At 68.1% G+C, this 25,310-nt stretch carries 23 protein-coding genes and 1 pseudogene; 11 read left to right on the top strand and 13 right to left on the bottom strand.

Features of this window, described 5'->3' with window-relative positions:
- The first annotated feature begins 17 nt into the window (after positions 1 to 17).
- Complete coding sequence (locus ACEYYA_RS13730; protein WP_374801483.1) at positions 18 to 2,408, top strand: transketolase; 2,391 nt, start codon at positions 18 to 20, stop codon at positions 2,406 to 2,408.
- Between the two features lie 59 nt (positions 2,409 to 2,467).
- Positions 2,468 to 4,504, top strand: a complete 2,037-nt coding sequence (hpbA, locus tag ACEYYA_RS13725) for an N-methyl-L-proline N-demethylase HpbA (RefSeq protein WP_374801482.1) — start codon at positions 2,468 to 2,470, stop codon at positions 4,502 to 4,504.
- A gap of 3 nt (positions 4,505 to 4,507) precedes the next feature.
- On the opposite strand, the gene ACEYYA_RS13720 is transcribed toward hpbA, so the two are convergent.
- Positions 4,508 to 5,521 (bottom strand): alpha/beta hydrolase, encoded by a 1,014-nt coding sequence (locus ACEYYA_RS13720; RefSeq protein WP_374801481.1) that lies wholly within the window; start codon positions 5,519 to 5,521, stop codon positions 4,508 to 4,510.
- A gap of 144 nt (positions 5,522 to 5,665) precedes the next feature.
- Here ACEYYA_RS13720 and ACEYYA_RS13715 point away from each other — a divergent pair, with 144 nt between their 5' ends.
- The 6 genes and pseudogenes from ACEYYA_RS13715 (at position 5,666) to nagB (ending at position 10,431) form a co-directional block, all read left to right on the top strand.
- Complete coding sequence (locus tag ACEYYA_RS13715; RefSeq protein WP_374801480.1) at positions 5,666 to 6,334, top strand: GntR family transcriptional regulator; 669 nt, start codon at positions 5,666 to 5,668, stop codon at positions 6,332 to 6,334.
- A gap of 78 nt (positions 6,335 to 6,412) precedes the next feature.
- Complete coding sequence (locus ACEYYA_RS13710) at positions 6,413 to 6,982, top strand: biotin transporter BioY (RefSeq protein WP_374801479.1); 570 nt, start codon at positions 6,413 to 6,415, stop codon at positions 6,980 to 6,982.
- Positions 6,979 to 7,929: pseudogene (gene bioB / locus ACEYYA_RS13705) on the top strand (biotin synthase BioB); the annotation flags it as partial. The gene ACEYYA_RS13710 and the pseudogene bioB, both read left to right, overlap by 4 nt.
- 197 nt (positions 7,930 to 8,126) lie before the next feature.
- Complete coding sequence (locus ACEYYA_RS13700; protein WP_374801478.1) at positions 8,127 to 8,801, top strand: N-acetylmannosamine-6-phosphate 2-epimerase; 675 nt, start codon at positions 8,127 to 8,129, stop codon at positions 8,799 to 8,801.
- On the top strand, positions 8,801 to 9,655 hold the full coding sequence (locus ACEYYA_RS13695; RefSeq protein WP_374801477.1) for an ROK family protein: 855 nt from the start codon (positions 8,801 to 8,803) through the stop codon (positions 9,653 to 9,655). The genes ACEYYA_RS13700 and ACEYYA_RS13695 overlap by 1 nt, the downstream gene beginning before the upstream one ends.
- The gene (nagB, locus tag ACEYYA_RS13690) at positions 9,652 to 10,431 is read left to right on the top strand and encodes a glucosamine-6-phosphate deaminase (RefSeq protein ID WP_374801476.1); all 780 of its coding nucleotides are present in this window, start codon (positions 9,652 to 9,654) and stop codon (positions 10,429 to 10,431) included. The genes ACEYYA_RS13695 and nagB overlap by 4 nt, the downstream gene beginning before the upstream one ends.
- Positions 10,432 to 10,464: 33 nt before the next feature.
- Here the strand turns inward: nagB and ACEYYA_RS13685 are convergent, their stop codons facing one another.
- The 5 genes from ACEYYA_RS13685 to ACEYYA_RS13665 all read right to left on the bottom strand — a co-directional run bounded on the left by ACEYYA_RS13685 (position 10,465) and on the right by ACEYYA_RS13665 (position 16,820).
- Positions 10,465 to 11,391, bottom strand: coding sequence for a dihydrodipicolinate synthase family protein (locus ACEYYA_RS13685; protein WP_374801475.1), 927 nt, complete (start codon positions 11,389 to 11,391; stop codon positions 10,465 to 10,467).
- Positions 11,392 to 11,421: 30 nt separating this feature from the next.
- Positions 11,422 to 12,222 carry an ABC transporter ATP-binding protein gene (locus tag ACEYYA_RS13680; RefSeq protein WP_374801474.1) on the bottom strand — a complete coding sequence of 267 codons (801 nt, stop codon included), beginning with the start codon at positions 12,220 to 12,222 and terminating at the stop codon, positions 11,422 to 11,424.
- The gene (locus ACEYYA_RS13675; RefSeq protein WP_374801473.1) at positions 12,219 to 14,207 is read right to left on the bottom strand and encodes a dipeptide/oligopeptide/nickel ABC transporter permease/ATP-binding protein; all 1,989 of its coding nucleotides are present in this window, start codon (positions 14,205 to 14,207) and stop codon (positions 12,219 to 12,221) included. The genes ACEYYA_RS13680 and ACEYYA_RS13675 overlap by 4 nt, the downstream gene beginning before the upstream one ends.
- Before the next feature lies 1 nt (position 14,208).
- Positions 14,209 to 15,174: an ABC transporter permease gene (locus ACEYYA_RS13670; protein WP_374801472.1), complete on the bottom strand. Its 966-nt coding sequence runs from the start codon at positions 15,172 to 15,174 to the stop codon at positions 14,209 to 14,211.
- Between the two features lie 74 nt (positions 15,175 to 15,248).
- Positions 15,249 to 16,820 (bottom strand): ABC transporter substrate-binding protein, encoded by a 1,572-nt coding sequence (locus ACEYYA_RS13665; protein ID WP_374801471.1) that lies wholly within the window; start codon positions 16,818 to 16,820, stop codon positions 15,249 to 15,251.
- A gap of 139 nt (positions 16,821 to 16,959) precedes the next feature.
- On the opposite strand from ACEYYA_RS13665, the gene ACEYYA_RS13660 reads away from it, so the two are divergent.
- The 3 genes from ACEYYA_RS13660 to ACEYYA_RS13650 are packed head-to-tail and all read left to right on the top strand — an operon-like array spanning position 16,960 to position 18,279.
- Entirely contained in the window at positions 16,960 to 17,691 is a 732-nt protein-coding gene (locus ACEYYA_RS13660; RefSeq protein ID WP_374801470.1) for a FadR/GntR family transcriptional regulator, read from the top strand.
- 43 nt (positions 17,692 to 17,734) lie between these two features.
- On the top strand, positions 17,735 to 18,133 hold the full coding sequence (locus ACEYYA_RS13655) for a DUF2177 family protein (RefSeq protein ID WP_374801469.1): 399 nt from the start codon (positions 17,735 to 17,737) through the stop codon (positions 18,131 to 18,133).
- Entirely contained in the window at positions 18,130 to 18,279 is a 150-nt protein-coding gene (locus tag ACEYYA_RS13650) for a hypothetical protein (RefSeq protein ID WP_374801468.1), read from the top strand. Before ACEYYA_RS13655 ends, ACEYYA_RS13650 begins: the two co-directional genes overlap by 4 nt.
- A gap of 3 nt (positions 18,280 to 18,282) precedes the next feature.
- Here the strand turns inward: ACEYYA_RS13650 and ACEYYA_RS13645 are convergent, their stop codons facing one another.
- The 7 genes from ACEYYA_RS13645 to ACEYYA_RS13615 form a co-directional block, all read right to left on the bottom strand.
- A complete protein-coding gene (locus ACEYYA_RS13645) occupies positions 18,283 to 18,816 on the bottom strand; it encodes a glutathione peroxidase (protein WP_374801467.1) in 534 nt (177 codons plus the stop codon).
- Positions 18,813 to 19,580 (bottom strand): SDR family NAD(P)-dependent oxidoreductase, encoded by a 768-nt coding sequence (locus ACEYYA_RS13640; protein ID WP_374801466.1) that lies wholly within the window; start codon positions 19,578 to 19,580, stop codon positions 18,813 to 18,815. The genes ACEYYA_RS13645 and ACEYYA_RS13640 overlap by 4 nt, the downstream gene beginning before the upstream one ends.
- On the bottom strand, positions 19,573 to 20,316 hold the full coding sequence (locus tag ACEYYA_RS13635) for a class I SAM-dependent methyltransferase (RefSeq protein ID WP_374801490.1): 744 nt from the start codon (positions 20,314 to 20,316) through the stop codon (positions 19,573 to 19,575). Before ACEYYA_RS13635 ends, ACEYYA_RS13640 begins: the two co-directional genes overlap by 8 nt.
- Positions 20,301 to 21,533 (bottom strand): DUF1365 domain-containing protein, encoded by a 1,233-nt coding sequence (locus ACEYYA_RS13630; protein ID WP_374801465.1) that lies wholly within the window; start codon positions 21,531 to 21,533, stop codon positions 20,301 to 20,303. The genes ACEYYA_RS13635 and ACEYYA_RS13630 overlap by 16 nt, the downstream gene beginning before the upstream one ends.
- The gene (locus ACEYYA_RS13625; protein ID WP_374801464.1) at positions 21,523 to 22,797 is read right to left on the bottom strand and encodes an NAD(P)/FAD-dependent oxidoreductase; all 1,275 of its coding nucleotides are present in this window, start codon (positions 22,795 to 22,797) and stop codon (positions 21,523 to 21,525) included. The genes ACEYYA_RS13630 and ACEYYA_RS13625 overlap by 11 nt, the downstream gene beginning before the upstream one ends.
- An 80-nt stretch (positions 22,798 to 22,877) precedes the next feature.
- Positions 22,878 to 23,729 (bottom strand): HTD2 family dehydratase, encoded by an 852-nt coding sequence (locus tag ACEYYA_RS13620; protein ID WP_374801463.1) that lies wholly within the window; start codon positions 23,727 to 23,729, stop codon positions 22,878 to 22,880.
- A 56-nt stretch (positions 23,730 to 23,785) separates the two neighbouring features.
- Positions 23,786 to 25,309, bottom strand: a complete 1,524-nt coding sequence (locus tag ACEYYA_RS13615) for an FGGY-family carbohydrate kinase (RefSeq protein WP_374801462.1) — start codon at positions 25,307 to 25,309, stop codon at positions 23,786 to 23,788.
- Position 25,310 lies beyond the last annotated feature (1 nt).

Genomic DNA, 25,310 nt, shown 5'->3' with positions numbered 1-25,310 from the left:
GACCAAAGGGGGGCGCCATGACGGCACAGCATCTGAAAACCATCGAACAGCGGCTGCTGTGGCTGTCGCACTGGATGATTCACAACGCCAATCACCTGCGACCCAAGGTGGACGGCATCAAGATCGGCGGGCATCAGGCCAGCTCGGCCTCGATGGTGTCGATCATGACGGCGCTGTATTTCAGCGCGCTGCGGCCCCAGGATCGGGTCGCGGTCAAGCCCCATGCGGCGCCGGTGTTTCACGCCATGCACTATCTGATGGGCCAGCAAAGCCTTGAGAAGATGCAGAACTTTCGTGGCTATGGCGGCGCGCAAAGCTATCCCAGCCGCACCAAGGACAGTGACGACGTTGATTTCTCGACCGGCTCGGTCGGCCTTGGGGTGGGCATCACAGCGCTTGCGGCGATGGTGCAGGATTTCATCACCGCGAAAAGCTGGGGCCAGGACGTGACGCCCGGCCGCATGGTCGCCCTGGTCGGTGACGCCGAGATGGATGAGGGCAACATCTACGAAGTCCTGCAAGAGGGCTGGAAGAACGGCCTTCGCAACTGCTGGTGGATCATCGACTATAACCGGCAGTCGCTGGACGGCATCGTCCGCGAAGGCCTGTTCGAGCGCATCGAAAAGATCTTCGACGCCTTCGGCTGGGATGTGGTCCGCGTCAAATATGGCGCCTTGCAGCGCGCCGCCTTTGCCGAGCCGGGCGGCGATGCGCTGCGCGGCTGGATCGACGCCTGCCCGAATGCCGAATATGCGGCGCTGACCTATCGCGGCGGCGCGGTCTGGCGGCAGCGGCTGCTGGATGATCTGGGCGATCAGGGCGATGTCAGCGCGCTGATCGGGGCGCGCAGCGATGCCGAGCTGGCGGCGCTGATGGAGAACCTGGGCGGCAACTGCGTGCAGACCATGGCCGACACCTTTGCCGGCATCGACCACGACCGCCCGGTCTGCTTTCTGGCCTATACGATCAAGGGTTGGGGCACGCCGATTGCCGGGCACAAGGATAACCACGGCGGGCTGATGACCAAGGCCCAGATGGCGGAATGGCAGGCCCATATGGGCGTGCCCGAGGGGCAGGAGTGGGAGCCGTTCGCCACCGTCACCGACCGCCCCGCCTTGCAGGCGTTTCTGGACCAGGTTCCGTTCTTTGCCAGCGGCCCGCGGCGTTACCATGACGCGCAACTGCCGGTGCCCGCGATCGCCATCGACACCAGCCGCGAGATTTCGACCCAGGCGGCCTTCGGCAAGATCATGGACGATCTGGCGCGTGGCGACAGCGATCTGGCGGCGCGGATCCTGACCACCTCGCCCGATGTGACGGGCACCACCGGGCTGGGGGCCTTCGTGAACCGTCGCCAGCTTTTCGCGCGTGAGGCCCTGGCCGATGCCTTCATCGAACATCGGATTCCGTCCACTGCGAAGTGGAACTTTGCCCCCGAAGGGCAGCATCTGGAACTGGGCATCGCCGAGATGAACCTGTTCCTGCTGCTGGGCGCGGCGGGGCTGGCGCATAGCCTGTGGGGCAAGCGGCTGATCCCGATCGGCACCGTCTATGACCCCTTCGTGCATCGCGGTCTGGATGCGCTGAACTACGCCTGTTACCAGGATGCCCGGTTCATGATCGTCGGCACCCCGTCCGGCGTGACCCTCGCCCCCGAGGGTGGCGCGCATCAATCCATCGGCACGCCGCTGACCGGCATGGCGCAAGACGGGCTGGCGGCGTTTGAACCCGCCTTTGCCGATGAACTGGCGGTCATCATGGAATGGGCCTTTGATTACCTGCAACGCGATGGTGAGGGTGACCCCGACGAACGCACCTGGCTGCGGGATGAGACCGGCGGATCGGTCTATCTGCGTCTGACGACCAAGCCGCTGGAACAGCCCGGAAAACGCGCCGATGATGCGTTCCGGCAAGGCGCCATCGACGGCGCCTATTGGCTGCGCAAGCCCGGCCCGAATTGCGCCGTGGTGATCGCCTATCAGGGCGCCGTCGCGGATGAGGCGATCGCCGCCGCCGGCCTGCTGGCGGGCCACCGCCGGGATATCGGGGTGCTGGCGGTGACCTCGGCCGACCGGCTGAATGCGGGCTGGACGGCGGCGCAACGCGAACGCGCGCGCGGGAACGGCGCGGCGCAAAGTCATGTCGAACGCCTGCTGGCCGACCTGCCGCGCCATTGCACGCTGATCACCGTGATCGACGGCCATCCCGCCACCCTGGCCTGGCTGGGCGCGGTCGCGGGCCATCGCACCATCGCGCATGGCGTGGAACATTTCGGCCAGACCGGCACGATCGGCGATCTGGCGCGGCATTTCCGCATCGACCGCGTGGCCCTGGCTGAATCTGCGCTGATGCTGATCGAGGGCGACCGATCCGCCATGGCGGCGCTGCGCAATCTGGTGCCTTCATGACGGCTTGACGCGCGCCGCCCATGTCGCAATCTGGCCGCAGCCAGACCACAGGACGCGCCATGACCCATGATCCGCTGTTGCAACCCTTTCAGCTGAAGCACCTGACGCTGCGCAACCGGATCATGATTACCAGTCATGAACCCGCCTACCCCGAGGACGGGATGCCCAAGGGCCGCTATCGCGCCTATCACGTCGAACGGGCGCGCGCCGGGGTGGCGCTGACGATGACCGCCGGTTCGGCATCGGTCGCCCCGGATAGCCCGCCGGTGTTCAACAATATCCTGGCCTATCGTGATGAGGTCGTGGGCTGGATGCGCCAGCTTGTCGATGAATGCCACGATCATGGCGCGGCGGTGATGATCCAGTTGACCCATCTGGGCCGCCGCACCCGCTGGGACAAGGGCGACTGGCTGCCCGTCCTTGCACCCAGCCACGAACGCGAGGCCGCGCACCGCGCCTTTCCCAAGCGGATCGAGGATTGGGACATCGCCCGCGTCACCCGCGACTTTGCCGATGCCGCCGAACGGATGCAGGCCGCCGGTGTCGACGGGATCGAGCTTGAGGCCTATGGGCACCTGCTGGAACAGTTCTGGTCGCCGCTGACCAACGACCTGCCGCCGCCCTATGGCGGCAGCCTGGACAACCGTCTGCGCTTTACCTTCGACGTGCTGCGCGCCATCCGCGACCGCTGCGGGCCAGATTTCATTGTCGGGCTGCGCTATACCGGTGATCAGGTCCAGCCCGGCGGCATGGGCGCGGATGAGGGGATGCAGGTCAGCCAGCGACTGAAAGACAGCGGCCTGGTCGATTTCCTGAACGTGGTGCGCGGCCATATCGACACAGACCCCGGCCTGACCGACCTGATCCCGATACAAGGGATGCGCAACGCCCCCCACCTTGACTTTGCGGGCCAGATCCGTGCCGCGACGGGCTTTCCCACCTTTCACGCCGCCAAGATCCCCGATGTGGCCACCGCCCGCCACGCCATCGCCTCGGGCAAGCTGGACATGGTGGGCATGACCCGCGCCCACATGGCCGACCCGCATCTGGTCCGCAAGATCATCGAGGGACGCGAGGATGACATCCGCCCTTGCGTCGGCGCAAACTATTGCCTGGATCGCATCTATCAGGGCGGCATGGCCTTTTGCCTGCACAATGCCGCGACCGGACGCGAAGAAACCATGCCGCATGTCATCGCACCGGCTGCCGCGCCCCGTCGCATCACCGTCGTCGGTGCCGGTCCCGCCGGGATGGAGGCCGCCCGCGTCGCCGCCGAGCGCGGCCATGCCGTCACCGTGTTCGAGGCCGCCGACCAGCCCGGCGGCCAGATCCGCCTGACCGCCCAGGACAAGCGTCGGGCCGAGATGATCAGCATCATCCGCTGGCGGCAGGATCAATGCGACAAGCGCGGTGTCACCTTCCGCTTCAACACCTATGCCGAGGCCGACGATGTGCTGGCCACCGACCCAGATGTCGTCATCATCGCCACCGGCGGGCTGCCGCATACCGATGTGCTGGCGGCGGGCAATGACCTTGTGGTGTCGGCCTGGGACATTCTGTCGGGCGATGTGAAGCCGGGCCAGAACGTGCTGATCTTTGACGATGCGGGCGATCACGCGGGCTTGCAGGCGGCCGACCTCATGTCGGCCAGCGGTGCCAGGGTCGAGATCGTGACCCCCGATCGCAGCTTCGCGCCCGAGGTGATGGCGATGAACCTTGTGCCCTATATGCGCAACCTTCAGGCGCGCGACGTGACCTTTACCGTGACCTGGCGGCTGATGGATGTGGCGCGCGACGGCAACCTGTTGCGCGCCCGCCTGGGTAGCGATTACGGGCAGATGACGCGCGACCGGGTGGTGGATCAGGTCGTCGTCAACCACGGCACCCGCCCGCTGGACGATCTGTATTTCGCGCTGAAGCCGCTGTCGTCGAACCTTGGCGCGGTCGATTACCCGGCGCTGACATCGGGGCGGCCGCAGACGCTGGCGGATAACCCGCAGGGCAGCTTTCAACTGTTCCGCATCGGCGACGCGGTTGCCGCCCGCAACACCCATGCCGCGATCCATGATGCCCTGCGGCTGGTCAAGGATCTTTAGGCCCTAAGGCCCGGTCAACGCCGGTCGCAGCAGGCTGCGGTCAACGCTGTTCAGCACGAAAGCGCCAGCGGTGCGCAGGTCCAGCGGCTTGTCGGTCTGGTTGGCGCCCACATAGCGCGCCAGTGCCTCGAACCGGCGATGGTTCAGCGGGTCGGCGGGCAGGGCGCTGATGTCCAGCACCACCACCCCGGCCCGCTGGGCTGCCCTTGCCACGCCCGGATTGTTGGCTGCGATGGCGCCCAGACGCGGCCGCCCGCCGCCCAGCCGGGATGACAGCGCCAGCGCGCGATCATCGGGCGAGACCAGCACCACCATCGGATCGACCAGCGGCCCGATCACGCGCATTTGCCGGTCGAACATGAACAGATCGACATCCGGCGCGGCCAGCACGACCTTGAGGTTGTTCAGCGTCCGAAGGTCGCCCTTCAGGCGCAGCGTGCGCAGCGCCTCCAGCGTCAGCGCGCCGCCCATGCTGTGCCCGAACACCAGAAGCTGCGGGCGGCCCGGCCCGGTCAGGTCGTCCAGCAGGGCCGCCAGCGCATCACGCGACAGCAGCGCCGACTGGCGGTCCGCCTCGTATTCCAGCGGATGCCCGGCAGAAGGCCAGGCGAACAGCACCGGCACGATCCCCGGATCGCCATCCCGCGCCAGCGTGGCAAAGTTCAGCAGCGATTCAGCGAAGGTATTGTTGAACCCATGCACGAAAACCCCCAGCCCACCGTCGCGGCCCCGGCTTCGGGCGGCCGTCTGGTCCAGAAAAGCGGCTTTCGTCAGGTCTTTCCAGGCGGTGACCCGCGGCGGGCCATCGTGGCTGACGGCAATGTCATAGCTGCGATATTGCGGCATGGCCGAGGGCTGGGTGCCAAACCCGATCTGCGGCGGCGGGTCGGGCGCGCGGGTGCTGACCACATAGACGCGCAGCACGCGCGCTTCGGGGGGCGGCGGGGCAGGATGCAGGTCGTCCGATCCGGGCCGGGGCGCGCAGCCGGTCAGCAGCGCCACCATCAGCAACGTCATCCATAGCCGCATCGTCCCGCCTCCGCGCCGTGTCGCCGTAGCATCCAGCAGAATGGCGCGGCCTGCCAGCCCTGGTTGCGCGACGTCATTCAATATCGTGACAAAACGGTCGACAGGTGGCGGGTGCGATATTATCTATAGTTCATGAAACAGCCGCCATCTGAAACCCTTTCCGCCCGCATCGCCCGCATCCTGGCCGAACGCATCATCATGGGCGAGATTCCCCCCGGCGCGCGCCTGCGTCAGGATCATGTCGCCGCCGAGTTCGGCGCAAGCCACGTCCCCGTGCGTGAGGCCTTTCTGGCGTTGCAAACGCAGGGTCTGGCAGAAAGCGAACCTCGCCGCGGCTTTCGGGTCACCGATTTCGACGTAGCCGAACTGCGCGAGGTCGCCGAGATGCGCGCCAGCCTGGAATCGCTGGCGCTGCGCCACGCGGCGCCCCGCATCAGCCGCACGATTTTGCTGCAAGCCGAGGAGGTTACGCAACATGGCGACCGTGCAAGCAACCTCCGCGACTGGGAGGCGGCAAACCGTCGTTTCCACCATCTGATCCTGGCGCCCTGCGCCATGCCACGGCTGCTGCGCGCCATTGATGACCTGCAAGCCGCCAGCGCGCGGTTCCTGTTTGCCGCCTGGCGCCGCGACTGGGAGGCGCGGACCGATCACGATCACCGCGCCATCCTTGACGCCCTGCGCCGTGGCGACACGGATCTGGCCTGTGCCACCCTGGCCCGCCACGTCGGCTGGATCGGCAGACGGAAGATGTCCGCCAAAAATCCCTCTGCGATAGAGGGTTACAACATTTCTGGGTAATTATCTATAATCGGTATTGTCGAATCCCTTTGATCGGCTGTTGCTATAGATATTGTGCAGCGATCAAAGGATAGACTGATGACATCTTCCGCCATGGCCACTGGCCGTCCCATATACCTTGCGCGCGGATTTGCCGTCGCCTTGCTTGGCGCTGTGCTGATCACGCTGGGCGCCAAGGTGCAGATCCCGTTCTGGCCGGTGCCGATGACGCTGCACACGCTGGCGGTGTTCCTGCTGGCCGCGACCCTTGGGCCGCGCCTGGGGATGGCCGCGATGGCTGCCTATCTGACGGCGGGTGCGGCTGGCCTTCCGGTGTTTTCGGGATCACCCGAACGCGGCATCGGGCTGGCCTACATGGCCGGGCCAACCGGCGGCTATCTGGCAGGCTTCCTGCTGGGGGCCGGGCTGACCGGCTGGCTGGTCAAGGCGCGTGGGATGGGCGCGGGCCTGCCGGGCCGGTTCCTGGCGATGCTGGCCGGCCTGGTGCCGGTCTATGCGCTTGGCCTGGCGTGGCTGGCCGCCTTCGTGCCCATGTCGTCGCTGCTGACGGCCGGGCTGACCCCGTTCATCCTGGGCGATCTGGTCAAACTGGCCTTGGCGGCGCTGCTTGCCGGTGGCCTGTCGCGCCTGCGGGCGGCGCGGCCATGATCCGCACCGACTGGACCCTGGACGAGGCGCGTGCCATTCACGCGCTGCCCTTTCCCCAGCTGATGCACCGCGCCCAACTGGCCCATCGTGCGCATTTCGACCCGACCGTGATCGAAACCGCCAGCCTGCTCAGCATCAAGACCGGCGGCTGCCCCGAGGATTGTGGCTATTGCTCTCAGTCCGCGCATCACGACACCCGCGTAAAGGCGACGCGGCTGATGGCCAAGGCGGATGTGCTGGCCGCCGCCGCGCGCGCCAAGGCCGCCGGCGCGCAGCGGTTCTGCATGGGCGCGGCGTGGCGCAGCCCCAAGGACCGCGATATGGACAGCCTGTGCGAGATGGTGCGCGGAGTCGCCGACATGGGTCTGGAAACCTGCATGACCCTGGGGATGCTGTCGCCTGAACAGGTGGCCCGGCTCAAGGCGGCGGGGCTGGATTTCTACAACCACAATGTCGACACCTCGCCCGGCTATTATCCGCAGATCGTCAGCACCCGCAGCATGGATGATCGGCTTCAGACGCTGGAGAACGTGCGCAAGGGCGGCATCAAGGTTTGTTGCGGCGGGATCCTGGGCATGGGCGAGACCGCCGAGGATCGTATCGCCATGCTGGTCATGCTGGCCACGCTTCCTTCGCATCCCGACAGCGTGCCCGTAAACCTGTGGACCGAGGTGAAGGGCGTGCCGATCGAGGATGCCGCCCAGCCTGTCGATCCGCTAGAACTGGTCAGGATCGTCGCCTTGGCACGGATTCTGATGCCCGCCTCTGTCGTGCGGCTGTCGGCGGGCCGCACCGGTATCAGTGACGCGGTGCAGGCGCTGTGCTTTCTGGCGGGGGCCAATTCGATTTTCGTGGGCGACCAGCTTCTGACGACCGCCAACCCCGCGACCTGGCGCGACCATGACCTGCTGCGCCGCCTGGGGATGCGGGTGGCACCCGCCGACGCCATGTCCACCCATCATTGCGACGCAGGTTCGGCTGCCTTGCCGGACGGGCTTGCCGATGGCGCGGCATCGCCCGATCTTCGGCCTGATCGGTGCAAGGCAGAAAGCCAGCCCCTCAGCCCGCGCCCTTGACCGCATCGCAGCCTTGCGCCACAAAACGTCAGACGTCTTATGTTTGATCTGGGCCGAGAGGAAAGCCGATGACCCTTCTGGACAGGCTGCGCGGTGGGGTGGTGGCATCCTGTCAGCCGGTGGATGGCGGGCCGATGGACAGCCCGGCGATTGTCGCGGCGATGGCGCAGGCGGCGGTGGCGGGCGGCGCGGCGGGCCTGCGGATCGAGGGTGTCGCCAATCTGCGCGCCGTTCGCCCGCATGTCAGCGTGCCGATCATCGGACTGGTCAAGCGCGATCTGCCCGACAGCCCGGTGCGGATCACGGCGCTTGTGGGCGATGTGGTCGCCCTCGCCGAGGCCGGGGCCGACATCATCGCCTATGACGCGACCCCACGCCCGCGCCCCGATGCGCCCGATCAGGTGCTGGCGGCGATTGCGGCGGCGGGGCGGCTGGCGATGGCCGACTGCGCCACGCTTGAGGATGGCCGCCGGGCGCTCGCCGCCGGTGCGGCGATCATCGGCACCACGCTGTCGGGCTATACAGACGACACGCTGCGCGACGATGACGGCCCCGACCTCAGCCTGATCCGCGACTTCCGCGCGCTGAACGGTTTCGTCATGGCCGAGGGGCGGTTCAACACCCCCGAACTGGCCGCGCAGGCGATGCAGGCGGGGGCAGATGCGGTCACGGTCGGCAGCGCGCTGACCCGGCTTGAGCATGTCACCGGCTGGTTCGTCGCCGCCGTCAAAGGGCGCGGCTGATGCTGGACGGGTTCGCGGTCGACCTTGGCGGCAGCAAGATCGCGGCTGCGCGCATCACGGGCGGGCGCTTGGCGGCACGACAGCAGATCGCCACCGATGGCGATGGCGACTGGCAGGATCAAGTGGCTGCCATGGCCGCGCTGCTGGATGATCTTGGCTTTCGCTCGGGTGATCCGCTGGGCGTCGCGGTGGCCGGGCGCGTGGATCGGCAGGGCGGCTGGCACGCGGTCAACACCGGCACGCTGCGCGCCATTGCCGCCGCACCCCTGGGGCCGGAACTGGCGCTGTTCTTTGGCCCGCGCGCCCGCGCCATCAACGATGCCGCCGCCGCCGCCCTGGCCGAGGCGCGGGTTGGCGCCGGGCAGGGCGCCGACAACTTCGCCTTCCTGACGGTCTCGACCGGCGTGGGGGGTGGCATCGTTCTGGGCGGGCGGCTGGTCGACAGCGCCAGCGGGCTGGCCGGGCATGTGGGCTTTGTCGGCTCGCGGCTGGGGGACGGACGCTGCGGGTCGGGGCGCATCGGCACCGTGGAAAGCGTCGCCGCAGGCCGCGCCATCGCCGCTGCTGCTGGCGTCAGCGACGCCCGCGAGGCCTTTGCCGACCCCGGCCACACGCCGATCATCGACCGGTCCGCCGCCGCCGTGGCCGCGCTGATCGCGGATCTGACCACGATCCTTGGGCTGGACCGGGTGGCAATCGGCGGAGGCATCGGGCTGGCCGACGGCTATCTGGACCGGGTGGCCCGTCATCTGTCGGGTGAACCGCCGCTGTTCCGCCCCGATCTGGTGCGCGCAGCCCTTGGCCATGACGCGGGCCTGATCGGCGCATTGATCCATGCAAGCGAGGCGCCATGAAGGTTCTGATCCTTGACACCGCAGCCCAGGCCGCCGACCGCACCGCCGGGCTGATCGCCGAACAACTGGCGGCGCGTCCGGCCTCTGTTCTGGGGCTGGCGACGGGGGGCACGATGGTGCCGGTCTATCGCGCGCTGCGGGCGATGGTGGCGGCAGGGCAGGTCAGCTTTGCGCGCGCCACCACCTTCAACCTGGATGAGTATCTGGGCCTTTCCCCCGACCACCCGCACAGCTACCGCGCGACGATGCAGGCGGAACTGTTCGATCATGTCGATATCGACCTGGCCCGCACGCATCTGCCGATCGGCAATGCCCCCGACCCGCAGGCCGAGGCCGACCGTTATGAGGCCGCGATTGCCAGCCATGGCGGAATCGACCTGCAACTGTTGGGGATCGGCCAGAACGGCCATATCGGCTTCAATGAGCCGACCAGCAGCCTGACCTCGCGCACGCGGATCAAGACGCTGACCCGCGACACGCTGGAGGCGAATGCGCGCTATTTCCCCGATGGCGATATGCCGCGTTACGCGCTGACGATGGGCGTCGGCACGATCATGGATGCACGTCATTGCCTGTTGCTGGCGACAGGCGCCGCCAAGGCCGAGGCCGTCGCCGCGATGGTCGAAGGTCCGATCACCGCGGCTTGCCCGGCCTCGATCCTGCAAATGCACCGTCATGCGACGGTGGTGCTGGACCGTGCGGCGGCGGCGCGGCTGGAACTGCTGGGCTATTACGTCCACGTCCACCCGAACGGCGAGATGCCGGATCTGGGCTAAGGCCGGGCGCGGCTCGCGCGCCCGGCGGTTTCGTCAGCGCGCCAGCAGGCCGACCTCATGCAGGATGGTGCGGATCTGGTCGCGCGTCGCGGCGTCCAGATCGCGCAGCGGCGCGGGCATGGTGGCATGGGGGATGATGCCCAGTTCGGCCATGGCAACCTTGAAGGCACCCACGCCCGCCGCATCGCCCGACCGGCCCTGCGGGCGGAAGGCGATTTCGAACAGACGGGCCAGATGTTCCTGTTCCGTCACGGCGCGGGTGATGTCGCCCGCCTGCGCCGCCTGCCACAGCCGCACATAGGCGCCCGGATCGACATTGGCGAGGCCCGGCACCGCACCATCTGCGCCGATCAGCGCCATGGCATCCACCACCACCTCATGCCCGGTGAACAGCCGCAGCGGCTGACCGGCTGCGCGGTTCGCGGCGATCAGGCGGCGGAAGCCCACGTCATCGCCCGAGGAATCCTTGACCCCGACGATCACCCCGTCCTGCCCCAGCCGCACCAGCATTCCCGCCGACAACTTGCGATGCACACGCACCGGGATGTCATAGGCGAACAAGGGCACGCCCAAGCCGTCGGCGATGATGCGGAAGTGATCCTCGATCTCGGCCTCGTCATTGATCGTGTAAACGGGCGCGGTGGCGACGATGGCATCGGCGCCCGCGTCGATCAGGGCGCGCGCGCCTTCGCGGATGCGGGCGGCGGTCAGGTCGATGGCCCCGGCGATCACCGGCACCCGCCCGGCGGTGGTGCGCACCACGGTGTCGATGATGGCGCGGCGGTCGGCCTCGGTCAGATAGGCGACCTGGCCGGTCGATCCCAGCGGGAACAGGCCATGCACGCCGCCCGCCAGCAGGTGCTCGACGACCCCGGCCAAGGCGTCGTGATCGACGCGACCATCGGGGGTGAGGGGGGTGACGACGGGCGGGATGATGCCGTGGAACTGGGTTGCGGTCATGGGTTGATCCGTTCGTGGTGGTTGGTGGTGTCAGGGGTGCAGCAGGCTGGGGGCGGCGCCCAGCAGGCTGCGGGTATAATCCTGGGCGGGGCGGTCAAAGACCTGCGCGGCGGGGCCGTATTCGACGACCCGGCCCGATTGCATCACCGCGATGTCATCGGCCACATGCCGCACCGTCTGGATATCGTGCGAGATGAACACCATCCCCAGCCCCAGATCGCGCTTGAGGTCGGCCAGCAGGTTCAGGATCTGCGCCCGCACCGACACATCCAGCGCCGAGGTCGGCTCATCCGCGACGATCACCTGCGGGTCCAGCGCAAGGGCGCGGGCAATGGCCACGCGCTGCCTCTGCCCCCCCGACAGTTGCGAGGGAATGGCATCCAGCACCGATTGCGGCAGCCCGACCCGCGCGATCAGCGCGGCAACGCGCGTGCGGCGGCTGTCGGGGTCGCCGATGCCATGCACCTGAAGCGGGTCCAGCAGCGCATCGGCCACCCGCATCCGCGCATTCAGCGCCGTTGCCGGGTCTTGAAACACAACCGACACCACGCGGCCAAGCGCCCGGCGGGTGCGCGCGTCAAAGCGGCTGACCTGCTGGCCGGCGAAGTCGACCTGGCCTGATGTGGGCTGGATCAGCCCGACCATCACCTTGGCCGCCGTCGATTTGCCCGAACCGGATTCGCCCACAATGCCCAGGGTGCGGCCGCGATGCACCGCCAGCGACACCCCGTCCAGCGCCCGGAACACCGCGCCGCCCCAACTGCCGCGCGGGCGATAGGTCACGGTCACGTCGCGCAGCGCCATCACCGGCGCGGTCTTTGCCGTGGTCATGCGCGGTCCCCCCCGGATTGAAGCAGCGGCAGCACCGGCGGATCGTCGGGATGCGCGGCATAGGAATGCGTCGTCCCGGCGATCTGGCGCATCACGCGGCGAACGCCCATGTTGCGCGCCGGGTCAGAGGATCGTGGCGCGAACCGGTCGCCCGGCGGAAAGTCCAGTGGCGAGGGCACGGTGCCCCGCACCTGATGCAGCCGCTGCGCGCCGGCCTCGATCGACAGCACGGCGCCCAGCAGGCCTTGGGTGTATTCATGCACCGGCTGGGTCAGGATCTCTTGCGTGCGGCCCTGTTCGACCATCTGCCCGGCATACATCACCGCCACGCGATGCGCGATTTCGGCCACCAAAGCCAGGTCATGCGACACGAACAGCATGGCGAAACCCAGTTCCTGCCGCAGCCGGTTCAGCAGGTCGATCACCTGCTTCTGCACGGTTACATCCAGCGCGGTCGTCGGCTCATCCGCGATCACCAGCTTGGGGGCGCGGGTCAGCGCCATGGCGATCAGCACCCGCTGACGCTGGCCGCCCGACAGTTCATGCGGATAGGACCGCAGCGTGCGCGCCGGGTCCAGGCCCACCATATCCAGCAGGCTTTCGGCGCTGCGGGTGCCGCCCCGGCTGGTCAGTTGCGCCATCTGCGACCGGATCAGCATCGCCGGGTTCAGCGATGACAGCGCATCCTGATAGATCATCGCGATGCCGGTGCCCCGCAGCGCGTTACGTTCGGCGCGCGGCAGGGTCAGCAGGTTGCGCCCCTCGAACAGGATTTCGCCCTCGATCCGGGCGCGGCGGTCCAAGAGCCCGGTGATCGCCAATGAGGTGATCGACTTGCCGCAACCGGATTCCCCGACAAGCGCCAGTGTCTCGCCCCGGTGCAGGTCGAAGGACACGTCATCGACCACATTCACGCTGCCATGGCGGGGAAAGCCGATGGAAAGGTTGCGCACCTCCAGCAGGGGCGGGGTGTCGGGGCGGTGAAAGACCAGCCGGTCGGTGCGGCGCAGTTCCACCGCGCGCAGCTCGGCCAGACGGGTGGCCAGCGGGGTGGCCTCGTCGCGCGGCGTGGCATCGTCGATCTGCGCCTCGACGGCGGCGGCGCTGATCGTGCTGCGGGCGCGGGGCGCGGCCATGGCGTCTGTCATGCCCTCGGCCAGGATGTTCAGCGCCAGCACCGTCAGGGTGATCAGCATCCCCGGAAAGAACGTCGCCCACCACGCCCCCGACATCACCAGTTGCCGCCCCGAGGCGATGACATTGCCCCAGGACGGGTGCGGGTCCGGCACCCCGGCCTGAATGAAGGACAGCGAGGCCTCGAACACGATGGCATCGGCGACCAGCACGGTGGCGAACACCAGGATCGGCGCCAGACAGTTGCGCGCCACATGCCGGATCAGGATGCGCGGGGTCGATGCGCCCATGACGCGGACGGCGGCGACGTAATCCTCGCCATACTGGCCGATGATGTTGGCGCGGATCACGCGGGTCAGTTGCGGCGTATAGAGAAAGGCGATGGTCAGAACCAGCACCGGCAGCGACTGGCCAAAGACGCTGACAAAGACGGCGGCCAAGGCAATGCCGGGAAATGACATCACCATGTCCAGCGCGCGCATCAGCGCCTCGGACAGCCAGCGGTGGGCGGTGGCGGCGATGGCCCCCAGCACGGCGGCGGCGGCCAGGGCGATGCCGGTGGCCGCCAGCCCGATCACCAGCGAGGACCGCGCGCCGTAAACCAGCCGCGAGAAGATGTCGCGGCCCTGCCGGTCGGTGCCGAACCAATGCGTGCCGTCGGGCGCGGCGGGGCCGGGGGTCAGGCCGGTGGACAAAGGGTCGAACCGCGCGATCAGCGGCGCGCAGATCGCCGCCAGGCTGACGATCAGCACAAAGCCAAGCGCGATCCGCGTCAGCAGGGGCAGGTTGCGCAGCGCCGACAGGCGCAGGCCGGGCACAGACAGGCGGCGGGTCAGGTCATCGCGCAGCATGTCACACCGACCGGATGCGCGGGTTGACCAGCACATACAGCAGGTCGACGATGATGTTGATGACGACAAAGGCCAAAGCCACGGTCAGCGTGACGCCCTGCACCAGATTGGGTTCGTTGTTCGTCACGCCATTCATGATCAGCATCCCCATGCCGTTGATGTTGAAGATGATCTCGATCACCACGGCGCCGCCCATCAGATAGCCGATGCGCAGGCCAAGCACGGTGATCGGGGTGATCAGCGCGTTGCGCAGCACGTTGCGCGCCACCACCACGCGGCGCGGCACCCCGGCGCCAAGCGCGGTGCGGACATAATCGCGGTCCAGCTCCTCGACCATGGCGGTGCGCACCACGCGCGAAAGCTGGCCGATGACGGGCACCGCCAGGGCAAAGGCGGGCAGCAGCATCCGCGCCAGCCAGCCCGCCGGGTCATCCATCAGCGCCGGCAGCCGCCCGGAGGTCGGCAGCAGCGAAATCAGCCCGACCCGGTTGCCGAAGGCCTGAATCAGCAGCACCGCCAGCCAGAACGACGGCGTAGACAGCGAGGCGACCGACAGCACCCGGATCACCTGATCGGGCCAGCGGTCGCGATAGATCGCCGCCACCACCCCCAGCACCAGTGCCGCCGCGACGGCGATCACCAGCCCCAGGAAGGTCAGTTGCAAGGTGATGGGAAAGGCGCGCGCCACCTCATCGGTGACGGGCAGTTGGCGCGCCGAATAGGTGCCCAGATCGCCCCGCACCATGCCGCCCAGAAAGCTGACATAACGCGTCAGCAGCGGGTCGTTCAGGCCATGCGCCTCGCGATAGGCTTCGCGCGCCTCGACCGACGCGCCCTCGCCCAAAGCGGTGATCGCCGGGTCGATCTTGGAAAACGACATGATGAAGAACACCAGAAAGGTGATCCCCAGGACGATGACCGGCAGTTGCAGCAGACGGCGGCCGATCAGGGTCAGGACGTTCAGCATAGGGGCGCCTTTGCTTGGGGCAGATGTGGCCCCGGCGGCTGGTGCGCGCCGCCGGGACCGGTCGTGCGGCGGGCTTACTTCGCCACGCCCACATCCAGCAGCGACAGGCCGGTGGTCGGCACCGGCGCAAAGCCGACCAGACGCTCGGCGTCCCAGGCGGTCGGCAGTTGGCGGTGGAACAGCGGATACAGCGGCACCTGATCCGACAGCAGGTCAAAGGCCTCATTCCACTTGGCCTGCTGGGCGTCGCCGTCCAGGCGCAGGGCCTCATCCAGGATGCCGGTCAACTGGGTGTATTCCGGGCTGCCCGCCCAGCGATAACGATCCTTGGGCCAGACGTTGTCGCCATACCACCATTGCATCAGGATGTCGGGATCGTTGCCGAAGACCGACGGATCGCCCGGCGCGATCATCACCTGCATGTCGCCGGCATCAACCTTTTTATACTGGCCGCCCGCCTGGCCGATATCCAGCGTGGTCTGGAAGCCGACCTGATCCAGCGAATCCTTGATGATCGGGGCCACGTCCTTGACCCAGCCGTGGTCCGAGCTCATCAGCGTGATCTGCGGATTGGGGGTGCCGGCCTCGGCCAGCAGCGCCTTGGCCTTTTCGGCGTCATGGCTATAGACGGTCGCGGCGCGGTGATAGTTCGGATGCCCCTCGGGCAGGAACGAGGTCGCGGGCGCGGCATTGCCCAGCATCCCGGTGCCGATGATCTTGTCCATGTCCAGCGCATAGAAGAACGCCTGGCGCACGCGCACATCGTCAAAGGGTTCGGCCTGGGTGTTGAACATCGCGAACAGCAGCCCGAAGGACTGCGCCTTTTCCAGGGAGGCCTGGGCGGCCACCGCATCGGCGTCGATATAGGGCACGTCCTCGATCGCCATCACGGTGCCCGAGGTCAGCGCGTTCACCCGCGCGGTCGGGTCGGCGATCAGGTTCCAGACCAGTTCCTTGGCCAAGGCCGGGCGCGGGCCGTTATAGGCGTCGTTGCGTTCAAAGACGATCTTGTCCTCGGGCACGGCGGACACGATCTTGTAAGGCCCGGTGCCGATCGGCAGCTTGCCAAAGCCCTCGGCATCGGCTTCGACAGCGGCCTTGGGCACGATCTTGACCGACCCCAGCCGTTCGTTGAACAGCGAGAACGGGAACTTGGTGGTGATGCGCACGGTCTGCGGATCGACGGCTTCCACCGTGTCGATGAACGACACGAACGACCGGAACAGCGATTTCGATTCCGGGTCCATCACGCGCTGATAGGAAAACACCACGTCGTCGGCGGTCACCGGGCTGCCGTCATGGAAGGTCGCGCCATCGCGCAGCTTGATGTCATAGGTCGTGCCATCGGTGCTGCTGGGCAGCGCGGCAGCCAGCGCGGCATAGGGTTTGCGCGTCACCGGGTCCAGATCGACCAGACCTTCGAACACATGCCAGTTGGCGGCCAGAGTCACCGCGCCGGATGCGTTCAGCGGGTCGAACGAACCCGACAGGCCATAGGCGATGGCCACTTCCAGCGTGGCATCGGGGTTGATTTCGGCGGTTTCGGCCAGGGCCGGTTTGGCGTTGACCAGTGCCAGCCCCAGGCTAAGGGCGGCGGCGCCCAGCATCAGGTGCCGGCGGGTCACTGCGAAAGCTGTCTTGGACATGGTTCCTCCCCATCGCTTGACATCAGACGTCATACATCATGTAGAACGAACGGAAAGGTGGCGCAATCCTCTTGTGCTGATCGGGGGAAATGCCGCTATAGACCGAAAGCCGAACCCTTTTGCGTGGGAAGCCAATGTGATGGACGCGCCCTTTGACACCGCCCCGCCCGCCGCCGGCCGGATGCGCCGCGCCACCACGGCTGAACAGATCAAGGCGCTGATCCTGCGGCGCGGGCTGCGCCCCGGCGATTCCATCCCCACCGAAGCCGAGCTGTGTCAGGAACTTGGCGTCTCGCGGTCATCCCTGCGCGAGGCGATCCGCACCCTGGCGACGCTGGATATCGTCGAGGTCCGCCACGGCCACGGCACCGTCGTCGGCCAGATGAGCCTGGATTCGCTGGTCGAAACCCTGGTCTTTCGCGGCGTGCTGTCGCCCGGCGATGACCTGGAGGTGCTGCGCGAGGTGGTCGAGTTGCGATCCGCGCTGGATCTGGCGATGGCCGACCGGGTGGTCGCCGCGCATCGCGGGCGCGACCATCCGGTGCTGGCCGGGCTGGTGGCGCAGATGGTCGAGCTTGCCGACCGGGGCCAGACCTTTCTGGCCGCCGACCGGCAGTTTCACACCGAACTGCTGGCGCCCATCGGCAATCAACTGGCCGGGCAGTTGGTGACCGCCTTCTGGGACATTCACACCGCCGTTCTGCCGCGTCTGGGCCTGGCCTTGCCCGCCGATCTGCGCCAGACCGCGCAGGCCCATGGCGACCTGCTGGCCGCCGCACAGGCCGGGGATGTGGCGGCCTATCGCACGGCGGTGGTCGACCATTATGGCCCGCTGTTGAAAATGCTGGCCGGGTCCGCGCAACTTTCCTGAACCGGGCCACGTTTCCATGGCTGTTCCCCCAAAGGTGCGCCCCATGCAGATCGTGGCGCTTTACCTGTCCACATTGGTGATCTTTCTGGTCATCGACGCCATCGGCATCACCCTGTTGATCAAGCCGGTGTTTCAGACCCATGTCGGGCATCTGCTGGCCGATCCGATGCGAATCGGCCCGGCGGTGATCTTTTACCTGGGCTATATCGCCGGGCTTTTGTATTTCGTCTCGGTCCCCGCGCTGGAACGCGGCGCCGCGGGCCAGGCGCTACTGCGCGGCGCGATCCTGGGCCTGCTGTGCTACGCCACCTATGAGTTCACCAATTTCGCCACCCTGCGCGACTGGTCGGTGCGCCAGATGTTGATCGACACCACTTGGGGCGGGGTGCTGACCGGATTTTCGGCCTGGGCCGGGCTGACCGTCACCCGCTGGTTGTCATGACGGATCTGATCCTGGGCGACAGCGGCACCATCGGTGCGGCACTGGCCCAGGCGCTGCGTTCGCGCGGTGATCAGGTGATCGACGGGCCGACCCCCGCCGACACCGGCAGTTTTTCCGACGGGCGCGCCAAACGGGTCGAGGGGTAGCGCCTAGCCCTTCAGCCAGGGGGCCAGCTTGTCGGTAATCGCCCGCGCGCCGGGCTTGGTCATCGACCCCCAGGTGCCGACGACGACGCCATTCGGGTCCAGCAGCACCTTGTTGAAGTTCCACGAGGGTTCAAAGCCCTGCGTGTCGCGCAGCCAGCGATAGAAGGGGTGGGCATCGGCGCCCTTGACCGGCGTGATGTCGGCCATCGGCAGGGTGATGCCGAACTTGATCGTGCAGAACTCTTTCACGCGCTTGGCGTCGTCATATTCCTGATCAAAGCTGTTCGACGGCACCGCCAGCACCACCAGACCGCGCGGGCCAAGGCTGTCGTGCAGGGCCTGCATATCCTCAAGCTGGCCGGTAAAGCCGCACATCGAGGCGGTGTTGACCACCAGCACCGGCTGGCCGCGCCAGTCGGCGGTGTTCAGCGTGCCGCCGTCGATGGACGGAAAGGTAAAGCCGGGGGCATCCGCCGCCATCGCGGGGGCGGCGGTCAGCGCGGCAAGCGTCAGGGCGACAAACAGGCGACGGTTCATGACGGTTCCTTTCCAGAGGTGCGGGCCGCGTCGCGGGTCAGGCGGCGGGTCAGGCGGCGGGTCAGGGCAAGCGCCGCGCCATAGGGCAGGGCGCGCAGGATCTTCAGCGGCCAGGTCAGGCGGCGGGGAAAGTGGACCTCGAACCCGCGCCGGTCCAGACCCGCGACGATGCGGTTTGCGGCGGCTTCGGGCGTCATCAGGCCGGGCATGTCGAAATCGTTGCGCGCCGTCATCCGGGTGGCGACGAAGCCGGGGCAGATCAGCCGCACATCGACGCGCGGCCACAGCTCGGCCCGCAGCGTCTCGGCCAGATTGATGACGCCTGCCTTTGTGGCGGAATAGATCTGGCCCTGCGGCAGGCCGACATAGCCCGCCACCGATCCGGTCAGCGCCAACTGCCCACCGGGGCGCAGCAGCGGCACGGCGGCCTGCGCGAACAGCAGGCTGCCGGTCAGATTGGTGGTCACGATCTGCGCCGCGCGCGCCGGGTCGGCCTGCATCGCCGCGCCGGGATCATACAGAGCCGCCAGCGTGATCGCGCGGTCGATCGGCCCCACCTGCGCCGCCACCTGCGCCAGACCTTCGGCATCGGCGGTGTCGCAGGGCAGGGCGGTCGCGCCCAGCTCCGCCGCCAGTGCCGCCAGCGGGCCGGGGGATCGCGCCGACAGGATCAGCCGCGCCCCGCGTGCCGCATAGGCGCGTGCCACGGCGGCGCCGATGCCGTCCGACGCGCCCATGATCCAGATGGCGGGGGCGTCAGGCATGGGCCAGCCGGTATTGCATCACATCGGTGCGGCCGGTGGCGAAACCGGCGATGCAGGCGGCCAGATAGAACCGCCAGACCCGGATGAAGCCCGCGTCAAAGCCAAGCGCCGCGACCTCATCCCGGCGGGCGTCGAACCGGTCCAGCCATTCGCGCAGGGTGCGGGCGTAATCGGCGCCAAAGCCGAAGGCGTCCTCTACCCGCAGGCCCGCGCGTTCGGCCTGATCGCGGAACCGGCTGGGCGAGGGCAGCATTCCGCCCGGAAAGATGAAGCTGCGGATCATGTCGCTGCCCTTGCGGTAGCGGTCAAAATGGCGGTCGTCGATGGTGATGGTCTGGATCATGGCGCGGCCTTTTTGTGCCAGCACCTCGCGCAGCTTGGCGAAATAGACCGGCCAGAACTTTTCGCCGACCGCCTCGAACATCTCGATCGACACCACATGGTCGTAGCGCCCGGCCTCGTCGCGGTAATCCTGAAGCGCGATCTGCGCCCCCGGACCCAGCCGTTCGCGGGCATAGGCCGCCTGTTCCTGCGACAGGGTCAGGCCCTTCGGCGCGAAATCGCCGCGCGACAGGGCGCGTTCAGCAAAGCCGCCCCAGCCGCAGCCGATCTCAAGCAGGCGCCCGGATGGCGCGCCAAGCCCGTCGATCATGCGGTCATATTTGCGGTGCTGCGCCGCCACCAGATCGTCGCCCGGCCCGTAGAGGGCCGAGGAGTAGGTCATCGTCGGGTCCAGCCACAGCCGATAGAAATCATTGCCCAGATCGTAATGCGCCGCGATCCGGCGCGGGTGTTGCGGTTCATCAGATAGATCAGCCGCGCCGCCAGCGCCTGAATCGGGTGGCCGTGAACATAGCGATCCAGCGCGCTTTCGTTCACCAGCCCCAGCGTCAGAAGCGCGGTCAGGTCGGGCGTGTCCACCCAGCCGTCGCGATAAGCCTCGGTCAGGCCGATGTCGCCTTTCGCCTCCAGTGCGGGCACCGCGCGCCAGTCGGCAATCGTCAGTTCCGCCGCCGGGCCGGGCGCGGGGCCGACGAAATCGCGCACCTGCCCGTCGGGCGTGGTCAGCCGCAGGCTGCCATGGCGCAGTGCGGCAAGGCTGCGCAGAAGCTGATCCTGAAAGCGGCGTTCAAACATGCGGATGGCACCCTTGGCCCGGTCTGCTGCCGCACCTTCAGCGCGCGAGCTGGTCGCGTCGGCTTGGGCCGGTTTCGGATAAAAACGGACGCGCCGCCGCACAAGTTGCAGCGCTTGCCAGTGGATCAGCGCCATCACCCGCTGCGCCTGCAACGGATGGCGCAGGCGCGCGGCGCGCAGGCTGGCGGGCGTCAGCGCCCGCGCAGGCCCCGCCATCGAGGTGCCGAGCCGCACCGCCCCATCGGCGCCGATCCAGTCGACCCAGGCCCCGAACCGCCCCGGCCCCGCGTCAAAGCAGAACACATAATGGCCGTTGCGCGGCAGAAAGGGCGAGACGTGAAACAGCTTGTCCCCAGTGATCCGGTCGCAGGGGGCAATCGGGCGGCCATCGGGGTGGCGGCACAGATACAGGTGCCATTCGCCAAAGGTATTCGACACCTCGGCCAGCACCGCCCGCAGCCCGCCCGCGTCGCGCGCCAGCCAGAAGCTGACCGGGTTGAAGCCATAGAAACTGCTGCGCGGCATCGTCACCAGTGTGACCTGCGCATCGGCCAGCCCGACCGGGGCCAGCTGATCGCGGATGAAATCGCCAAGCGCGCTGCCGTCGCGCAGGCCATAGTCGCGCCGCCGCAGCGACCAGATCCCGGCGCGGTCGGGGCGGATCGGCAGGTGGCCCGCCTCGAACGCGGCCAGGGGCAGGGCCAGATAGGTGGCGCGATAGCGGAACTGGCGCGCCGCCTCGCCGCTGCGGCCATGCCAGATCGCGGTGTCGATCAGCGCGCCATCCCACAGATCGACCGGGCGGTCAGCGCACATCGCTGGTCCCCCAGGGGTCCGGCCCCAAGGGCCAGTCGATGCCCAGCGACTGCGCCACGCGCAGCGCCGACAGCAGCCCATCCTCGTGAAAGCCATAGCGCGTCCAGGCCCCGGCGTAATGGATGCCGCCGCGCCCCTGAATGGCGGGCAGCCGCGCCTGCGCCGCCATCGCCGCCGCGTCGAATTGCGGATGCGCGAAGGTGGCCTGATCGTGGATCTGCTGCGGCTCGACCTCGGGGTTCAGGGTGACGATCAGCGGCTGCGGCGTGGTCAGGTTCTGCAACCGGTTCATCCAGTAGGACAGGCTGATCGGCCGGTCGGTGGTCGGCGCGCGCGCTGCGGTGACATAGTTCCACGAGGCCCAGGCCCGCCTGCGGCGCGGCATGAAACGGGTGTCGGAATGCAGCACCATGCGGTTCGGCTGGGTGCGCAGCGTGCCCAGGATCGCGGCCTCATCGGGGTCGGGGCGGTCCAGCAGCGCCAGCGCTTGCGGGGCATGGGTGGCGATCACCACGCGGTCGAAATCCTGCGGGCCGGCGTCGGTCATCACCGTTACCCCGGCCGGATGCCGACGCAGCCCGCGCACCGCGCAGTTCAGCCGCAGCGCGCCGCGTAACCGCGACAGGATCGCCTGCACATAGACCTGCGATCCGCCCTGAACCGTCATCCATTTCGGATGGCGGTTCACTGTCAGCAGGCCGTGATTGTCGAAGAACCGCAGAAAGGCCGCCGCCGGGAAATCCAGCATCCCCGCGGTCGGCGTCGACCAGATCGCGCCCGAGATCGGCAGCAGGAACCGATCCCGAAACGCCGCGCCGAGGCCCATGGCGTCGATCAGATCGCCCAGCGATCCCGTCGTGCCATGATGCGCTGGGGCCTGCCGGAAGAACCGCAGGATGTCGCGCACCAGCCGCCAATGCGCCGGGCTGGCCATCAGCCCCGGCTGCGCCAGCAGGGCCAGCGGCGTGGTGGTGCCATATTCGTAACGCCCACCATCCAGGCTGACCGAAAACGACATGTCGCTGGGCGACAGGGTGACGCCCAGATGATCCATCAGCGGCACGAACAAGGGATAGGTGCGGGCGTTGCAGACGATGAAGCCGGTATCCACCGCCACGCCCCCCGCCATCACGGTACGGGCATGGCCGCCGGGCCGCGCCTCGGCCTCGAACAGGGTGACGTCGTGATGCGGGTCCAGCAGAAAGTCGGCACCCAGACCGGAAATGCCGCCGCCAATCCCGCAATCTTCATCGTTCCCCCACACCCGGCGAAACCGGTATCGACGAAACGATGCGCGCCGCGCAAGGGTTGCGCGTGCTGCAGATTTCTTTTGCGCCGGTGGGGTCAGGCGATGGTGGCGGTCGCATCCATCGCCAGGGCGCCGTCGCTCCGACGCGCCCACAGCCGGATGCTGCGGCCATCGCCCTGCGTCTGGCCGTGAACGCTGAAGGGCGCGGTGTCAAAGATCGTCGCCAGCGCGCGGAACTGGAAATCGGTGACAGTGGCCTCCGGCATCTGGCGCCGCAGCAGGTCCAAAAGCAGCGTCGCCAGCAGCGGGCCATGCACCACCAGGCCGTCATAGCCCTCGGTCCCGGTGCAGAAGGGGTGGTCGTAATGAATGCGGTGGCCGTTAAAGGTCAGCGCCGAATAGCGAAACAGCAGCACCGGGTCGGGGGTGATGTCGCGGGCAAAGGCCCAGGTGTCGGGCGCGGGCGGCGGCGCGGTGATGGGGGCAAGCGGGTCGGCGGGCTGGCGATAAACGATGTCGTGGTCTTCCTCGATCCCCAACACATCGCCGTCAAAAACCTGATGGCGCACGGTGACGAACACCAGATCGCCCGACCGCCCCGCCTTGTGGGTGACCGATGCCACGGTCGAGACCTTGCGCAGCACCTGCCCGATGCGCATCGGCGCCAGCCACCGCAGGCGGCTGCCCGCCCACATCCGGCGTGGCAGCGGCACCGGCGGCAGGAAGCCGCCAAGCGCCGCATGGCCGTCATATCCGGCCTGCGCCCGCTTGAAGATCGGCAGGAAATGCAGCCAGTGCCACAGCGGCGGTAGCGGCGAGCCATCCGCATAGGGGGGATCGTCGCGGTCCAGCGTGGCGGCAAGTGCATTGGCGGGAAAGGGCGCGATGCGTTCGGTCAGCGTCTCGGTCTGGCCGATCCAGCCTTGCAGATGGGCGATGTCGATCATCGTGCGGTGCCTTGGGTCATGCCCGTTGATCGCAGCGCCGCGCGCCGATGTCCAGATCAGCCAGCCAGTTCGCCCGCCAATCGGTCCAGCCGCTGATAGGCCGCCCAGCGGCGGGCGTGGATCGCCTGCCAGGCGGGGTCGGGCGCGATCTGGTCGCGGATGCCCGCCAGCGCCGCCTGCGCGCCCCCCACCGCCATCAGCGCGGTGACGGCCGCGCCCAGCAACACCGGCTCATCCGCGTCGGGGATCAGCACGGTGCAGCCGGTCGCATCGGCGTAAAGCCGCGCCAGCAGCGGGCTTTTCGCATGGCCGCCGCACAGGATCAGCCGGGTGATGGCATAATCGGCGGCGTTCAGGCGGTCGATGATGGCGCGGGTGCCATGGGCGATGCCCGTGGCCGTGGCCCAGTAAAGCCGCAGGAACTGCTCGGGCGGGTCGTCAAAGGTCAGCCCGGCGATGATCGCGCGGCGGTCGGGATCGGCATGGGGGGATCGGTTGCCCAGAAAGTCGGGCAGCACGTGCAGATCGGGCGCAGGGTCGCCATCGGCCATCCGGTCCAGGATCGCGGCCTGCACCCGGCCATGCACATCGGGACCGAAGGCCGCCGCACCGGCATGGCTGGCCACCAGATGATCCAGCGCCGCGCCGGTGGCGGTCTGGCCGCCCTCGTTCAGCCACAATCCGGGCAGCACCGCGCCCAGATACGGCCCCCAGACGCCCGGCACCGCCTGCGCCTGCGGGTGCAACGCCATGTGGCAGTTCGAGGTGCCGGCGATCAGCGCCAGCGTATCCGGCGCGGGCGCGGCGCCCAGCACCGCCAAGGCCCCGGCGTGGGCGTCGATGATCCCGGCGGCCACCCGCACGGCTGTCGGCAGGCCCAGATCGGCGGCGGCCTTGGCGGTCAGCGGTCCCAGATCGGTGCCGATGTCCACCGCGCGATCGGGCACTTTGGTTCGCGCCTGAAGATCGGTCAGGTCGATGGCCGCCAGAAAGTCGCCGTCCCAGGCAGGGGTCTGATCGGGCAGATAGCCCCATTTGCAGGTCAGCGTGCAGGCCGACCTTTCGTTCGACCCCGAGGCCTTCCAGGTCAGCCAATCGGCCAGATCAAAGGCCGCGCCCATCCGCGCCCACAGATCGTGGCGATGCGCCTTGAGCCACATCAGCTTGGGCATCTCCATTTCCGGCGACATGGTGCCGCCGACATAGGCCAGCGGCCGCGCGCCGGTGGCATTGGCGCGCGCCGCCTGTTCGGTGGCGCGCTGATCCATCCACAGGATCACGTCCCAGTCGCCCGACAGGGGCAGAGGCGCGCCTTGCGCATCGGTCAGCACCAGCGAACAGGTGGCGTCAAAGCCGATACCCGTGACGCGCGCCGGATCGACCCCGGCTTGCGCCATCGCGCCACGGACCGAGGCGCAGATCGCCCCCCAGATGTCGGCGCTGGATTGCTCGGCCCAACCGGCCTGCGGGTGGTGGATGCGCAGGCCCTGGCGGGCGCTGCCCAGCATCCGGCCCTGGGCGTCGAATACCCCGGCGCGGGCGGATTGCGTGCCGACGTCAACCCCGATCACATAGGTCATC

Origin of the sequence: Paracoccus zhouxuedongae (genome assembly GCF_041927815.1) — a bacterium.
GTDB lineage: Bacteria > Pseudomonadota > Alphaproteobacteria > Rhodobacterales > Rhodobacteraceae > Paracoccus.
Note: the sequence above shows the minus strand (reverse complement) of the source record. Positions and strands in the feature narration are given on the sequence as shown.

Coding starts and splice junctions, on each gene's coding strand:
- ACEYYA_RS13665 (WP_374801471.1), bottom strand. CDS start 16,820: ATGTCCAAGACAGCTTTCGCAGTGACCCGCCGGCACCTGATGCTGGGC.
- ACEYYA_RS13700 (WP_374801478.1), top strand. CDS start 8,127: ATGACCCTTCTGGACAGGCTGCGCGGTGGGGTGGTGGCATCCTGTCAG.
- ACEYYA_RS13655 (WP_374801469.1), top strand. CDS start 17,735: ATGCAGATCGTGGCGCTTTACCTGTCCACATTGGTGATCTTTCTGGTC.
- ACEYYA_RS13645 (WP_374801467.1), bottom strand. CDS start 18,816: ATGAACCGTCGCCTGTTTGTCGCCCTGACGCTTGCCGCGCTGACCGCC.
- ACEYYA_RS13620 (WP_374801463.1), bottom strand. CDS start 23,729: ATGATCGACATCGCCCATCTGCAAGGCTGGATCGGCCAGACCGAGACG.
- ACEYYA_RS13695 (WP_374801477.1), top strand. CDS start 8,801: ATGCTGGACGGGTTCGCGGTCGACCTTGGCGGCAGCAAGATCGCGGCT.
- ACEYYA_RS13630 (WP_374801465.1), bottom strand. CDS start 21,533: ATGTGCGCTGACCGCCCGGTCGATCTGTGGGATGGCGCGCTGATCGAC.
- ACEYYA_RS13720 (WP_374801481.1), bottom strand. CDS start 5,521: ATGACGTTGCTGATGGTGGCGCTGCTGACCGGCTGCGCGCCCCGGCCC.
- ACEYYA_RS13730 (WP_374801483.1), top strand. CDS start 18: ATGACGGCACAGCATCTGAAAACCATCGAACAGCGGCTGCTGTGGCTG.
- ACEYYA_RS13640 (WP_374801466.1), bottom strand. CDS start 19,580: ATGCCTGACGCCCCCGCCATCTGGATCATGGGCGCGTCGGACGGCATC.
- ACEYYA_RS13685 (WP_374801475.1), bottom strand. CDS start 11,391: ATGACCGCAACCCAGTTCCACGGCATCATCCCGCCCGTCGTCACCCCC.
- hpbA (WP_374801482.1), top strand. CDS start 2,468: ATGACCCATGATCCGCTGTTGCAACCCTTTCAGCTGAAGCACCTGACG.
- ACEYYA_RS13680 (WP_374801474.1), bottom strand. CDS start 12,222: ATGACCACGGCAAAGACCGCGCCGGTGATGGCGCTGCGCGACGTGACC.
- ACEYYA_RS13615 (WP_374801462.1), bottom strand. CDS start 25,309: ATGACCTATGTGATCGGGGTTGACGTCGGCACGCAATCCGCCCGCGCC.
- ACEYYA_RS13715 (WP_374801480.1), top strand. CDS start 5,666: ATGAAACAGCCGCCATCTGAAACCCTTTCCGCCCGCATCGCCCGCATC.
- nagB (WP_374801476.1), top strand. CDS start 9,652: ATGAAGGTTCTGATCCTTGACACCGCAGCCCAGGCCGCCGACCGCACC.
- ACEYYA_RS13660 (WP_374801470.1), top strand. CDS start 16,960: ATGGACGCGCCCTTTGACACCGCCCCGCCCGCCGCCGGCCGGATGCGC.
- ACEYYA_RS13650 (WP_374801468.1), top strand. CDS start 18,130: ATGACGGATCTGATCCTGGGCGACAGCGGCACCATCGGTGCGGCACTG.
- ACEYYA_RS13710 (WP_374801479.1), top strand. CDS start 6,413: ATGACATCTTCCGCCATGGCCACTGGCCGTCCCATATACCTTGCGCGC.
- ACEYYA_RS13670 (WP_374801472.1), bottom strand. CDS start 15,174: ATGCTGAACGTCCTGACCCTGATCGGCCGCCGTCTGCTGCAACTGCCG.
- ACEYYA_RS13675 (WP_374801473.1), bottom strand. CDS start 14,207: ATGCTGCGCGATGACCTGACCCGCCGCCTGTCTGTGCCCGGCCTGCGC.